General features: G+C 73.8%; 8 protein-coding genes and 2 pseudogenes. 7 read left to right on the top strand and 3 right to left on the bottom strand.

Translation table 11 applies throughout. From position 1 onward, the window contains the following. Window positions 1-24: 24 nt before the first annotated feature. Window positions 25-681 (bottom strand): DUF6629 family protein, encoded by a 657-nt coding sequence (locus ACE1OC_RS02645; RefSeq protein ID WP_407835598.1) that lies wholly within the window; start codon window positions 679-681, stop codon window positions 25-27. Window positions 682-818: 137 nt separating this feature from the next. Here ACE1OC_RS02645 and ACE1OC_RS02640 point away from each other — a divergent pair, with 137 nt between their 5' ends. Then, complete coding sequence (locus ACE1OC_RS02640; RefSeq protein ID WP_407835597.1) at window positions 819-2,900, top strand: glycosyl hydrolase family 28-related protein; 2,082 nt, start codon at window positions 819-821, stop codon at window positions 2,898-2,900. A gap of 21 nt (window positions 2,901-2,921) precedes the next feature. On the opposite strand, the gene ACE1OC_RS02635 is transcribed toward ACE1OC_RS02640, so the two are convergent. Next, on the bottom strand, window positions 2,922-4,412 hold the full coding sequence (locus ACE1OC_RS02635) for an MFS transporter (RefSeq protein ID WP_407835596.1): 1,491 nt from the start codon (window positions 4,410-4,412) through the stop codon (window positions 2,922-2,924). A gap of 162 nt (window positions 4,413-4,574) precedes the next feature. Here ACE1OC_RS02635 and ACE1OC_RS02630 point away from each other — a divergent pair. From ACE1OC_RS02630 to ACE1OC_RS02620, 3 genes and pseudogenes are all read left to right on the top strand, one after another. Continuing rightward, window positions 4,575-7,352 (top strand): annotated as a pseudogene (locus tag ACE1OC_RS02630) (S8 family serine peptidase); the annotation flags it as partial. Window positions 7,353-7,484: 132 nt separating this feature from the next. Next, window positions 7,485-7,547, top strand: a pseudogene (locus ACE1OC_RS02625) (hypothetical protein); the annotation flags it as partial. Window positions 7,548-7,562: 15 nt separating this feature from the next. Then, the gene (locus tag ACE1OC_RS02620) at window positions 7,563-8,159 is read left to right on the top strand and encodes a malectin domain-containing carbohydrate-binding protein (RefSeq protein WP_407841465.1); all 597 of its coding nucleotides are present in this window, start codon (window positions 7,563-7,565) and stop codon (window positions 8,157-8,159) included. A gap of 111 nt (window positions 8,160-8,270) precedes the next feature. On the opposite strand, the gene ACE1OC_RS02615 is transcribed toward ACE1OC_RS02620, so the two are convergent. Continuing rightward, window positions 8,271-9,899: a serine/threonine-protein kinase gene (locus ACE1OC_RS02615; protein ID WP_407835595.1), complete on the bottom strand. Its 1,629-nt coding sequence runs from the start codon at window positions 9,897-9,899 to the stop codon at window positions 8,271-8,273. Between the two features lie 264 nt (window positions 9,900-10,163). Between ACE1OC_RS02615 and ACE1OC_RS02610 the strand changes: the two genes are divergently transcribed. From ACE1OC_RS02610 to ACE1OC_RS02600, 3 genes are all read left to right on the top strand, one after another. Beyond that, complete coding sequence (locus ACE1OC_RS02610) at window positions 10,164-11,327, top strand: agmatine deiminase family protein (RefSeq protein WP_407835594.1); 1,164 nt, start codon at window positions 10,164-10,166, stop codon at window positions 11,325-11,327. After that, window positions 11,324-12,229, top strand: a complete 906-nt coding sequence (locus ACE1OC_RS02605) for a DUF4436 family protein (protein WP_407835593.1) — start codon at window positions 11,324-11,326, stop codon at window positions 12,227-12,229. Before ACE1OC_RS02610 ends, ACE1OC_RS02605 begins: the two co-directional genes overlap by 4 nt. A gap of 287 nt (window positions 12,230-12,516) precedes the next feature. Continuing rightward, window positions 12,517-13,329: a hypothetical protein gene (locus tag ACE1OC_RS02600; RefSeq protein ID WP_407835592.1), complete on the top strand. Its 813-nt coding sequence runs from the start codon at window positions 12,517-12,519 to the stop codon at window positions 13,327-13,329. The last annotated feature ends 171 nt before the right edge of the window (window positions 13,330-13,500 follow it).

Genomic DNA, 13,500 nt, shown 5'->3' with positions numbered 1-13,500 from the left:
TCCTGTTCCGCGTCCGGGCCGGTGTTACAGGTTCGGCGCACCCCGCCGGGCGCCCTCGCGTACAGAAGGGGAACGCGCGCGACCGCCGGTCCAGACCAGGATCAGCGTCGAGGCGGCCGCGGCGAAGGCGCACCAGGTGGAGGCGAACTCCAGCCTCCACAGCGCGGTGCAGGCGAGGGCCCCGGCCGCCAGGAGGAAGCCGAGGAGGCGCAGGCGGCCGTCCCCCGAGAGGAGCAGGGCGCCGAGCGTGGCGAACAGATAGCCCGCCAGGACCAGCGGCATCCACGGGACGTTCACCTCGTACCCGAGGGTGTGGCCGCGGACTTCGGCGCTCACCGGACGGGTCGCCAGGCAGTACGCGAGGTACGCGCCGGTGGCGAGTCCGGCGGCGGCCGGCAGGCGCAGCCGGGGCCTGAGCTCGGGCGCGGCGGCGAGCAGCACCCCGAGCGGCACCCATACGGGCAGCAGCGGGAGGGCGATCGCCGCCCAGGCGGTCGTGGCCGGGCCGCAGCCGCCGCCGGAGCGCCAGACGGCGGCCTCGATCAGCTGGTGCGCACCCAGGATCAGCGGGAGCGCCGCGACCGGCAGGTCCCGGGGGCGGCGGGTCCGGGCCAGGCAGGCGATCCCGACGGCGGTGATGACCGTGCCCGCCGTCAGATCGGCCGTCGCGCTCCAGCACATGAGGCCCTCCCGATCCCACGGTAGGCCTAGGCGTAGACGTCTGCCACACCACGGATCATTGGAAAAACTCGACAGGAAGAAGAAGAATTCTGCACGACTCTTGCCGTGTTTCCGTGCGGGGTCTTACTGTCCCGGCCATGCCCCCAAGAAGAGCCGCAAGTCGAGCCGCAATCCGAGCCGCGAGCCGAGCAGCAGCCGGCGCACCAAGCAGAAGAGCCGTCCCCGCCCGGGTCGCCGCCGCACGCGCCGCCGCCGTCCTGGCGGCGCTCACCGCGTCCGCCCTCGGCTTCGGCGCCCTGGGTGCGGGCGCGGCCGAGGCCCTGCCCGCCGCCGCGGATCCCGCGGCGCCCACGGCCGTCACCCGGGCGGCCCTCGACCCCGCACTGGCCGAGGGCCGCGGCGCCCGGGTGGACTTCGCCGAGCAGGAGGCGGAGAACGCGGCCACCTCCGGCACCGTCATCGGTCCCGACCGCACCGCGTACTCCCTGCCCGCCGAGGCCTCCGGCCGCAAGGCGGTGAAGCTGACGCCGGGCCAGTACGTGGAGTTCACCCTGCCCGCGGCGGCCGACGCCGTCACCGTCCGCTACAGCCTTCCCGACGCCCCCGCCGGTGGCGGCATCACCGCCCCGCTCGACGTCACCGTCAACGGCAAGAACCGCCGCTCGATGACGCTGACCTCGCAGTACTCCTGGCTGTACAACCAGTACCCCTTCAGCAACGACCCGCAAGCCGGCCTCCTGCACCCCGACTGGTGGATCACCGAGTGCGGCTGCGTCCCGGCGGCCACCACCCCGGCCCCGGTCATCGCCAAGCCCTTCCGGCCCACCCACATGTACGACGAGCAGCGCCTGCTCCTGGGCCGCACCTACCGGGCGGGCGACAAGGTCCGGCTCACCGTCCCGGCCGGGAGTCCCGCCGCCTGGACGGTCATCGACCTGCTCGACTCGCAGCGCGTCGGCGCCCCGCACGTGGAAGCGGCCGCCGCGAACGCCCTCCTCTTCGGCGCGGACCCGACGGGCCGCCGCGACTCCGCCGACGCCATCGACCGGGCCATCGCCTTCGCCAAGCGCCACCGGCTCCCCGTCTACCTGCCGCCGGGCACCTACCAGGTCAGCCGCCACATCATCGTGGACGGCGTCACCATCACCGGCGCCGGCAGCTGGTACACCACCGTCAAGGGCAAGGGCGTCGGCTTCTACGGCAGGGAGGCCGCGGACGGCGGCAGCCGGGGCGTCCACCTCTCCCGCTTCGCCATCGAGGGCGACGTCCGCGAACGCGTGGACACCGACCAGGTCAACGGAGTCGGCGGCGCGATGAGCGACTCCACCATCGACTCCCTCTACATCCACCACACCAAGGTCGGCCTCTGGTTCGACGGCCCGATGAGCAACGTGAAGGTCACCCGCAACGTCATCACCGACCAGATCGCCGACGGCCTGAACTTCCACACCGGAGTCACCGACTCCCTCGTCCAGGACAACTTCGTCCGCAACACGGGCGACGACGGCCTCGCGATGTGGGCCGAGAAGACCACCAACGCCCGCAACACCTTCGACCACAACACCGTGCAGAGCCCCACGCTGGCCAACGGCATCGCGATCTACGGAGGCGCCGACACCACCGTCACCGCCAACCTCGTGGCCGACCCGGTCCGCGAGGGCAGCGCCCTGCACGTCGGCTCCCGCTTCGGAGCCGAACCCTTCACCGGCAGCCTGCGGATCGACGGCAACACCACCGTGCGCTCCGGCACGTACGAACTGAACTGGAACATCGGGCTCGGTGCGATCTGGTTCTACGCCCTGGACCGCAGCATCGACCAGGCCGACATCCAGGTCACCGGGAACTCCTTCCTCGACAGCACCTACAACGCGATCATGCTGGTCAGCGACTGGCCGGTGAAGGACAAGGTGCGCATCGAGAACGTCCACTTCAAGGACGTCCGCGTCGACGGCACCGGCACCTCCGTGGTCAGCGCGCGGGTGGCCGGCTCGGCGAGCTTCGAGAACGTCGACGCCCGGAACGTCGGGGCCGTCGGCGTCAACAACTGCGGCTCCTTCAACTTCCCCGCCACCGGATCGGAGTTCACCCTCGTCGACCGCGGCGGCAACGACGGCGGCGGCACCACGGGCCCCTGGCTGGCCGGCTGGGAACTGCCCAACACCATCACCTGCGACGACCGCCCGCCGGTCGTCGCCCCGCCCGCGCCGAGCCCCTGGTAGAGGCCGGCCGGCCGACGGGGGTCACCGCTCCGCCGCTCCCGGGGGTTCGAGCGGCGGAGCGGTCACCGCGCAGTTCGTACGGCACTGCGGGTGACAGGCCCCGGGCACGGGGGAGCGTACGGTCGCCCAGGCCACGGCGGCCCCGACCACCAGCACCCCCGCGCACCAGTACATCGCCCGCCCGAAGGCCGCGTCGAAGGCACCGGCCGAGAGGTACGCGTCCGGCCCCATCCCGGCCAGCAGCGGCAGCGCGGCCACCGCGAGGAGCCCGGCGGCGCGTGCGGCCGCGTTGTTGATGCCGCTGGCCAGGCCCGCCCGCCCCGGATCCACCGAGGACAGGACGGTCGCCGTCAGAGGTGCCACCAGGGCCGCCATGCCCAGGCCCATCACGAGCAGCGCCGGCAGCACGTCCCGTACGTACGAGGCCTCCGGGCCCACCCGCAGCATCAGCAGCATCCCCGCCGCGCACAGCAGCGGCCCGACGGTCAGCGGGATCCGCGGGCCGATCCGCTCCCCGAGCTGCGCCGACCGGGCCGACAGCAGCAGCATCAGGGCCGTGGTGGGCAGCAGGGCGGCCCCGGCGCCCAGGGCGGAGTAGCCGGACACCACCTGGAGCTGGAGCACCACGAGGAAGAAGAACCCGCCGAAGGCCGCGTACACGCACAGGGTGACCAGGTTGACGGCGGTGAACCGGCGCGAGGAGAAGATGTCCGGGGGCACCATCGGATCGGCCCGCCGCCGCTCGACCACCACGAACACCCCGGCCAGCAGGACGCCGCCCACGGCGGCACCCGCCACCAGCGCGGTGCCCGACCGGGCCTCGATGAGAGCGTAGGTCAGCAGCGCGAGCGAGGCCGCCCCCAGCACCGCCCCCGCCACGTCGAACCGCCCGTGCGCCGCCGGATCCCGCGATTCCGGTACGTGCCGCAGCGCGACCGGGACACAGAGCGCGGCCACCGGCACGTTCAGCAGGAACACCCAGCGCCAGCCCGGCCCGTCCACCAGCCAGCCGCCCAGGAACGGCCCCACGGCCGCGCCCACCCCGCCGAACCCCGACCACAGCCCCACCGCGCGGGCCCGGTCGTCGGGATGGATCGAGCCCTGGATCAGCGCGAGGGAACCGGGCGTCAGCAGCGCCCCGCCGATCCCCTGCAGGGCGCGGGCGGCGATGAGCACCCCGGCGTTCGGCGCGATCCCGCACAGCAGGGAGCCCACCGCGAACCACACCACCCCGAGCACGAAGATCCGGCGACGCCCGAACCGGTCCCCGAGCGCGCCGCCCACCAGGATCAGACCCGCGAGGGTCAGCAGGTAGGCGTTGACCGTCCACTGGAGCACCGCGAGATCGGCGCCGAGATCCCGCCCGATGGCGGGCAGGGCCACGTTGACCACGGTCGAGTCGAGCAGCGCCATGGCGGACCCGAGCACGGTGGTCAGCACGATCCACCGGCCCTGCGCGGTACCGAGCCGCACCCCGGGGGAGGGGGCGGGGGACGGGGCGGGGGCGGTCATTCCCCCAGGCTGGCCCGCGCGGCCCGGAACGGCCACCCGGCCGGTGGCGATACGGCTCATTAGGCACTCTTGTACGGGTCATGACAGCTCCCGCACCATGGCCCGCGCACGTCACGCACACCCTTTCCGCACGTTCTGTACACGGCGCACGAGGAGACACACGTGGCACCAAGCGACACCCGACGATCCTCCCGAGCACGATTACGACCCCTGCGCGCAGGGCTCGCCGCCCTCACCGCGGCCCTGCTCCTGCCCCTCGGTGCGGGCGTGGCCGCGGCCGCCCCCGATCCGGCCCCCACCCCGGGCGCGGCCGAGCGCAAGATCGAGCCGAGCCTCCGGGCCCAGCTCGACGGCTCCGCCAAGGCCGTCTTCTGGGTCTACCTCGACAGCGCCGCCGACCTCACCGCCGCGGCCGCGCAGCCGACCCGCGCCGCGAAGGCCGAGACGGTGCTGCGGCTCAAGAAGGAGCAGGCCGCACGCAGCCAGACCGAGGTGATCAAGGCCCTGGAGGGCACGCAGGCCGAGTACACCTCGTACTGGATCGTCAACGCGGTCCGCGTCGTCGGTACCGAGAAGCTCGCCACCGCCCTGGCCCAGCGCCCCGAGGTCGCCCGGATCGACGCCGACGACCAGATCGCCCTGGCGAAGCCCGCCGAGGGCACCCGGGAGAAGACGGCGGCCGACGCCGTCGAGTGGAACGTCGACCGGATCAAGGCACCGCAGGTCTGGGACCAGCTCGGCGTGCGCGGTGAGGGCATCGTCGTCGCCAACATCGACAGCGGCGTGGACCACACGCACCCGGCCGTGGCCGCCCAGTACCGTGGCAGGGGCGCGGACGGGTCCTACGACCACAACCACAACTGGTTCGACCCGGCCGGGGTGTGCCCCACCGCGGCCCCCTGCGACAACAACGACCACGGCACCCACACCATGGGCACGATGGTCGGTGACGACGGCGGCGCCAACAAGACCGGCGTCGCCCCGCGAGCGAAGTGGATCGCCGCCAAGGGCTGCGAGACCACCTCCTGCTCCGAGGCCTCGCTGCTCGCCGCGGGCCAGTGGATCGTCGCCCCGACCGACCTGAACGGCCAGAACCCGCGCCCCGACCTGGCCCCGCACATCGTCAACAACTCCTGGGGCGGCCCCGGCGGAGACACCTGGTACCAGCAGATCGTCGACACCTGGCGGGCCGCCGGCATCTTCCCGGCCTTCTCCAACGGCAACTCCGGACCCGGCTGCGCCACCAGCGGATCGCCCGGCGACTACGCGAGCTCCTACAGCTCCGGCGCCTTCGACATCAACGGCGCCATCGCCTCCTTCTCCTCGCGCGGCGCGGGCCCCGGCGGAATCGTCAAGCCGAACATCGCCGCCCCCGGGGTGAACGTGCGCTCCTCCGTCCCCGGCGGCGGATACGCGTCCTTCTCCGGCACCTCCATGGCCTCCCCGCACACCGCGGCGGCCGTGGCCCTGCTCTGGTCGGCCGCGCCCGCCCTCGAAGGCGACATCGCGCAGACCGAAGCCCTGCTCGACGGCACCGCGCTGGACACCGACAGCAGCCAGTGCGGCGGGAACGCCGCCGACAACAACGTCTTCGGCGAGGGCAAGCTCGACGTGCTCGCCGCCATCACCGCCGCGCCGCGCGGCGCGATCGGCGCCCTAGGCGGCACCGTGACCGCCGGCGGGCAGCCGGTCGCCGGCGTGAAGATCGTCGCGGACGGCCCGATCGACCGCACGACGACCACCGCGGCCGACGGCACGTACCGCTTCACCTCCCTGTCCGTGGGCGACTACGCGCTGACCGCCTCCAAGTTCGGCTACGGGCAACAGGGCGCGACCGTGACGGTCACCGAGAACGCCACCGCCACCGGCGACCTCACCCTCACCCAGGCCGCCTCCGGGAAGGTCACCGGCACGGTCTCCTCGGCCTCCGGCCCGCTGGCCGGTGCCGCCGTCACCATCGCCGAGACCCCGGTGACCGCGACCACCGACGCCCAGGGCCGCTTCGAGGTCAACCTGCCGCACGGCACGTACGACGTGAGCGCCACCCACCCCTCGCGCTGCCTCACCGGCGGCACGGCCAAGGTCACCGTCGCCGGGGACACCACCGTCGCGGTGAACCTCCCCGAACGCACCGACGGCTACGGATACGCCTGCGCGGCCTCGAGCGGCAGCCCGTACCAGGCCGGGGACCGGCAGCTCGCGCTGACCGGCGACAACACCACCGAGCGCGTCGACCTGCCCTTCCCGCTGCCGCTGTACGGCAAGACGTACGCGCAGGCCTGGATCGGCACGAACGGCACGATCAGCTTCGGCGGGAACAACACCGGCGACATCAACGGGGACATCCCGAGCGCGGCCACGCCCAACGCCGCGCTCTACCCCTTCTGGGACGACCTGGTGGTCGGCGCCGCCGGCAGCGGCTCCGGCGTCTTCACCTCGGTCACCGGCACGGCGCCGCACCGCAGTTACGTCATCGAGTGGCGCGAGGTCTCGCACTGGTCGGCGCAGTCCGACAAGTTCTCCTTCTCCGCGGCGGTCGGCGAGGACGGCACCGTGCGCTACTCCTACAAGGGCACCGGCGGCACCGGCATCAAGGCCGGCTCCACCGCCACGGTCGGCGTGGAGAACGCGACCGGCACCGACGCCTTCAAGTACTCCTTCAACACGCCGGTCATCACGGACGGCCTGTCCATCGCCTTCCGCACCACCAAGAGCGGTGTGGTGGCGGGCCGGGTGCTCGACGCGAACGACGGCAACGGCGTCGCCGGAGCCACCGTGACCATCGGCACGGGCGCCACGGCCGTCTCCGCCGTCACGGCGGCCGACGGCGGGTACGTGGTCCAGAGCGCCGCGGGCGCACGGGAACTCGCGCTGACCGCGGCCCAGTACGAGCCGGTGGCGGCGACCGTGGACGTCAAGGCGGCCGACGTCACCGTGGTGAACCGGTCCCTGCGCACCGGAAAGGTGACCCCGGCCAAGCCGGCGGTGGAGATCGTCCTGCCCCCGGGCCAGAAGCGGACGCGCACCCTCGACCTCACCAACCCCGGTCTCGGCACGGCCTTCACGGCGGCCGAGGACGCGGCCTGGCTGACGGTGACCCCCGGCTCCGGGGACCTCCCGACGGGCGGGAAGGCCCCGCTCACCCTGTCCGTGGACACCACGGGCCTGACCCCCGGCGCCGTGCTCACGGCCGACCTGAAGATCACCTCGGCCAGCGGGCGCACCCCGGTGCTCACGGTTCCCGTCAAGCTCGTGGTCCCGCGCTACCAGGTCGCCCTGGACGCCGGATCCACGGGCGCGAGCACGGACGCGCTGGGCGACGGCTGGTCCCCGGACCGCAAGTACACGACGGGCTCGTACGGCTACCAGGGCAACGCCTCGTCCCAGTCCACCAGCCGGACGATCGCGGGCACGGACGACCAGAAGCTCTTCCGCAACGCCCGCGAGGGCATGTACGAGTACCGCTTCGACAACGTCCCCAACGGCACCTACACCGTGGAACTGGGCTTCGCGGAGCTCTCCTCCATCAAGCCGAACAAGCGCGTCTTCGACGTTCTGGCGGAGGGCACCCAAGTACTGCCCTCCCTGGACATCGCCCTGGAGGCGGGCTCGTACACGGCCCTGACCCGCACCTACACGGTCACGGTCACGGACGGCATCCTGAACGTCCGCTTCGTCACCCACACCGGCTTCGGCAAACCCCTGCTGAACTCCCTGCGCGTGACGGACCGGCCCGACAAGACCTGACCTCCGACAAGGCCTGACCTCCGACAAGGCCTGACCTCCGGCGACAGCACAACGGGCGGGGCGCCTCCGGGCGCCCCGCCCTTCGCCGTGGCGCCCCGGCACCCCGGGGCATCAGATCCGGCGGTACTGGTCCACCACGATCGTGACGGAGCCGTCGGCCGGGGCCTCGGCCAGTCTCGCGATCGCCACCTCGCTCCGGTCCGGGCTGCGCACGCAGAACGGCCGGGAGTTCGCGAGCGCCGCGAAGGGCAGGGAGGCGGCCGGGCGGGTCTCGATGCCCTGGAGGCAGGCGGCCACGGTCAGTTCCCCGGAGTCGGAGACGAAGGAGTCCGACTCCTCGGAGGGGACCAGGGTCCGGCCGTCGGGCGCCAAGTACCAGGCGGCCGTCTCCGCGGGCACCACCTTCCCGGCCTTCAGGTCGAACTCGTATCCGGAGTCGGGGGCGGTGAGCCTGGCTTTCGCGTAGCCGGGCAGGTACGCCGCGGCGGGGTCGGCCGAGTCGGCCGGGTCTGCCGGGGCGGGACCGGCCGTGGCGGGTGCGGAGGCCGTGGCGCCGGTGGGGCCGGTGCCCGGGGCCTCGTCCGCGGGGTCGTCCAGGTAGTACAGGGCTCCGGCGGTGGCCAGCAGGGTGCCGGCCACCACGAGGGCGGCCGGCACCGCGAGCCGGCGTCCGCGGCCCGGCCTGCCGCGGCCCTGTTCGGGGACGGGGACGGATGCCTGCGTGGGGACGTGCGGGGGAGCCGGTGCGGGCGGTACGGGCGCCGCCGGGCCCGGACGCGCGGTGGCCGTCCTGGTGGCCTGGAACGGCGCAGGGGCGGGCCGGGCGGTGTCGCCCCCGCCCCCGAGCTCCTCCCGGACCTGCCGGGGCAACCAGCCGTCGGTGAACTCCGGCTGCCCGCACACCAGGGGGTGCGCCCGCACCGAGGCGATCAGTTCGGCCGGCTGCGGACGGTCCTCGGGTCGCTTCGCCAGGCACCACGAGACGAGTCCGTACAGCTCGTGCGGCACCCGGGTGAGGTCGGGATGCTCGTGGACGACCCGGTAGAGGGCGCTGGACTCCGGCCCGTTCCCGAAGGGCGCGATCCCGCAGGCGACGTACGCGGCCAGGGTCCCGAGCGCGAAGACGTCGGTCGCCGGCGTCGCCGGATGGCCGAGGGCCTGCTCGGGCGCCATGAACGCCGCCGTGCCGATCCGCAGCCCCGTACCGGTGAGCGCGGCGGCGTCGGCCGCGCGGGCGATGCCGAAGTCGATCACCCGGGGGCCGTCCCCCGCGAGCAGGACGTTGGCCGGTTTCAGGTCGCGGTGGACGACGCCCGCCCCGTGGATGGCCTGGAGCGCCTCGGCTATGCCCGCGAGCAGCAGCAGGACCGTGCGGGCCGGCAGCGGCCCGTGCCGCCGTACGACCTCGTGCAGCGAGGGGCCGGACACGTAGGCGGTGGCGAGCCACGGCGTGGGGTCCTCGACCCCGGAGTCGATCACCTGGGCCGTGAACAGCCCGTGGATCCGGCGGGCGCTGGCCACCTCCTGGGCGAACCGCCGGCGGAATTCGGGATCGGAGGCCAGCTCCCTGCGGACGGCCTTCAGCGCGATGGGGCGGCCGCCGGGCGTGTGGGCCAGGTAGACCACGCCCATGCCGCCGGAGCCGAGCCGGGCGTGCAGGCGGTAGCCGCCGATCTCGTGGGGATCGTCTGCGGACAGTGCCGTACGGGTCGGCTGTGCGCCGGAGTGCTGCTCGGACATGCGGTGGCTCTTTCAACGGTGCGGGGCGAAATGCCCTGCGATGCGGCAGGGGCCTGCGCGCATCGTGCCATGAATTGACTGAATTTTCAGTCAGTGCCAGAGTGGGGACACGTGCCCGCACCATCCGCTCCGCGTGACGGCCCTTCGCGGACGGAGGGCGCACCCTTGTCGCAGGGGCTCGGGGCGGTCGGCCCGTGCCGTGCCTCCCGCGCCCGTCCTGGCCGGATGCAGTCCGTCCTGTCAGCCCTCGATCGGAGCCCTCTCGTGCCCCAACTGCCCCCCACGCGCCGGACCGCCCTCCGCACCTTCGCCGGGATCGGCGCCCTCGCCTTCGGAGCCGCCGCCTGCGGGCCCTCCCAGAGCGCCCCGCGCTCCCAAGCCCCCGAGGGCTCCACGCAGCCGTCCCCGACCGGTGCGAAGCGCAGGTTCGGCGCCGAGTGGGAGAGCCACACCCGCACCTTCATGGCCTGGCCCGCCCTGGACGCGGTCTGGATGGAGGACCTGAAGTACGTGCGCGAGGACATCGCGCGGATCGCCCGGGCCGTCGGGGGGTTCGAGGAGGTCGTCATGATGGCCCGGCCCGAGCAGGCGGACGCGGCGCAGAAGGCCTGCGGCTCCGAGGTCGAGGTGATCCCGCTGGCCGTGGACGACTTCTGGGTGCGCGACACCGTCCCCGTCTTCGTCGAGGAGGAGGGCAAGGTCGTCGGCGTCGACTTCAACTTCAACGGCTGGGGCAACAAGCAGGAACACAAGAACGACGCCCAGGTCGGGCGCCTCCTGCTCCAGAAGTACGGGATCCCCCGGGTCCAGGCACCGCTGGTGGCCGAGGGAGGCTCCTTCGAGACCGACGGCGAGGGCACCCTGCTGATCACCGAGAGCTCGATCGTCAACGACAACCGCAACCGCGGCAAGAGCAGGGACACGATCGAGGCCGAGCTCAAGCAGGCCCTGGGCGTCGAGAAGGTGGTCTGGCTGGCCGGCGTGCGCGGCGAGGACATCACCGACGCCCACGTGGACAGCCTCGTACGGTTCGTCGCGCCCGGTGTCGTCCTGCTGGACCGCGCCCACCCGAACACCCCGAAGGACTCCTGGTCCCGCTCGGCCGACCAGGCGAAGGCGGTCCTGTCGAAGGCCACGGACGCCCGCGGCCGGAAGTTCGAGATCATCGACCTGCCGCAGCCGGACCTGGACAAGATCACGGGCGAGGGCGACGACTTCGTGTCGACCTACGCCAACTTCTACATCGCCAACGACTCCGTCTTCATGCCGAAGTTCGGGGACCGCCAGGCCGACGACCGGGCCCGCGCGATCCTCCAGGAACACTTCCCCAAGCGGGACATCGTGCCCCTCGCGATCGACACCATCGCCTCGGGCGGCGGTGGCATCCACTGTGCGACCCACGACGAGCCCGGCAAGCCCGCCGCGTGAGCGCAGTGCGGCGCCGCCCGTCAGGGCGGCGCTTCCCGCTGCTCCCGGGCCTGCTCCTGCTGGCGATCGTGGCGGCGGTCGGTGTGGGCGCCTGGCTGCAGTTCGGTGAACGCCAGGCCCAGGACACCGTCCACACCGCGGGGCGGGCCGATCCGGACCGCGTGGACGTCGATGCGACGATCCAGCGCGTCGACGCCGCCGGGCGCGAACTGGTGCTGCGGGTCCTGGTCACGCCCCGCGGGGCGCTGGCCGAGGCCGGCGGGATCGCTCCGGCCGACGACCTCACCCTCCAGACCTCGACGGCCACCCGCGGTGACCTGACCTTCAAGGCCCACCAGCGCATCTCCACCCTGGACGTGCCGGTGGCCCTGACGGGCGGCTCCATCACGGACTACCCCTTCGACGCCTACGGGGCGGACGTGCAGTTCGCGGCGGTGCTGGGCCAGGAGAAGGTTCCGGTGCGGGTCCTGTTCTCCAACAACGACGTGCTCTTCGCGTCCACGGTGGAGGCCTCGGCGGCGGACGACGGCGCGGCCGTCCTCGACATCGGGCTCGCCCGCTCCAACAGCGTGCTCGTGTTCGCGGTGTTCATGATGATCGCGATGTGGGCGCTCGCCGTGTCCGTCCTGATCGGCGGCTGGTTCCTCGTCACCCGCCGCAAGGGGCTCACCTGGCCCGCCCTCGGCTGGATGGCCGCCACCCTGTTCGCCCTGGCGGCCTTCCGCAACACCGCACCGGGCACGCCGCCGATCGGCTGTCTGCTCGACTACCTCGCCTTCCTCTGGGCGGAGATCCTCATCGCGTTCTGCCTGATCACCGTGGTGGTCGCGGGCATCCGCGCAGAGCCTCCGGCGGAGGGACCGGAGGGACCGGAGGGGCTGGTCGGGCCGGCCCGGGCCTGAGCGGGCGTACGGTCGCGGCCGTACGTGGCCCGGGTGCCTGCGGCCCGGATGGGTCGACGCCCCCGGCCACCCGCCCCCGCGTACCTGACGGGTGGTGCGCGGCCGCGGGCGGGTACGTGGCCGGGGTGCCCGGGGCCCGGACGGGGCGACGCCCCCGGCTTCCCGGCCCCCGCCCCCGCACCTGATCGGCGGCGCGCGGCTGCGGGCGGCGGCATTCGGGTGGCCCGCCACGGCCGGGCCGCGCGACGCGCGGGGCCGGTGCGGCGGGCGCCGTACCGTGGCTGACCATGACGCTCCAGAGCGACAGGGCCGAGCAGGCGGCCGAGCCTCTCGCGCAGCACACGCCGGCCGGCCGCGCCGACCGGATCGGGGCCCTCGTCCGCGACGCGGACCCGGGAGCCGGCTGGGCGATCGGAGGCCCCGAGGGGCCGTACGCGGTGATCGAGGCCGGGGCCGGGGCCGCCGGCGGACACGAGCCCGGCCCCGTCGCCGGGCCCGGAGGGCGGGCCGGTGGGTGCGTCGGCGCAGCCGATGTCGGCGCGCTGGCGGGCGTGCTCGCCGTCTGGCCCGTCATCGGGATGCTCGTGGACGCGGGGGAGCTGGCCCTGCACACCCCGCTCACCGCCTACGGGGCGGGCGACGGCCTGCCCGCGGGAACCACCGCGCACCATCTGCTCACCCACGGCTCCGGGGTGTCGCCCGCACTCACCGGGCTCGCCGAGCGGCTGTGCGGCAGCCCCCTCGCGGGGTTCGCCGCCGACCGGGTCTGGGGGCCGCTCGGCATGACCCGTACGGGTTTCGCCGCCGACGGGACCCTGAGTGCACCCGCCGCCGACCTCGGCCGGTTCCTGAGCCACCTCCTCGCCCCGGCGGGCGGACCCGTCAGCCGGGCCTGGACCGAGCAGTCCCTGCGCATCCGCACCGGCGAACTCCTCCCCGCCCGGGGCCTCCTCTGGCAGCCCGGCGCGCACGGATCCTGGTCCCACGGCGACGGCCCGGCCCTGTGGATCTCCCCGCGCGGGCGGCGCTGGGCGGCCCTCCTCCCCACCACCCCGTCGGCCCCGCTCCGCACCGCCTTCCGCGAAGCGGTCTTCGCCTGAACTCCCCAGTGCAAGGCCGTCGGCCGAGTTCGATCTCGTCATCAGCCTCTGCACCCGCCCCGGCCACGGCCCCGACCCCCGTGTGGAACACCTGGTCGGCGAGATGCCCGACGCCCCGCTCACGGGCGCGCAGCTGCGCACCGTCCTCCGGCCGGCCGCGACCGCCCGGCA

This window comes from Streptomyces stoeckheimensis (genome assembly GCF_045822005.1).
Classification (GTDB): Bacteria; Actinomycetota; Actinomycetes; order Streptomycetales; family Streptomycetaceae; genus Streptomyces; species Streptomyces stoeckheimensis.
Note: the sequence above shows the minus strand (reverse complement) of the source record. Positions and strands in the feature narration are given on the sequence as shown.

Bases quoted from the DNA above. Each gene is read 5' to 3' on its own strand.
- ACE1OC_RS02645 (WP_407835598.1), bottom strand. From the start codon at position 681: ATGTGCTGGAGCGCGACGGCCGATCTGACGGCGGGCACGGTCATCACC.
- ACE1OC_RS02640 (WP_407835597.1), top strand. From the start codon at position 819: ATGCCCCCAAGAAGAGCCGCAAGTCGAGCCGCAATCCGAGCCGCGAGC.
- ACE1OC_RS02635 (WP_407835596.1), bottom strand. From the start codon at position 4,412: ATGACCGCCCCCGCCCCGTCCCCCGCCCCCTCCCCCGGGGTGCGGCTC.
- ACE1OC_RS02615 (WP_407835595.1), bottom strand. From the start codon at position 9,899: ATGTCCGAGCAGCACTCCGGCGCACAGCCGACCCGTACGGCACTGTCC.
- ACE1OC_RS02600 (WP_407835592.1), top strand. From the start codon at position 12,517: ATGACGCTCCAGAGCGACAGGGCCGAGCAGGCGGCCGAGCCTCTCGCG.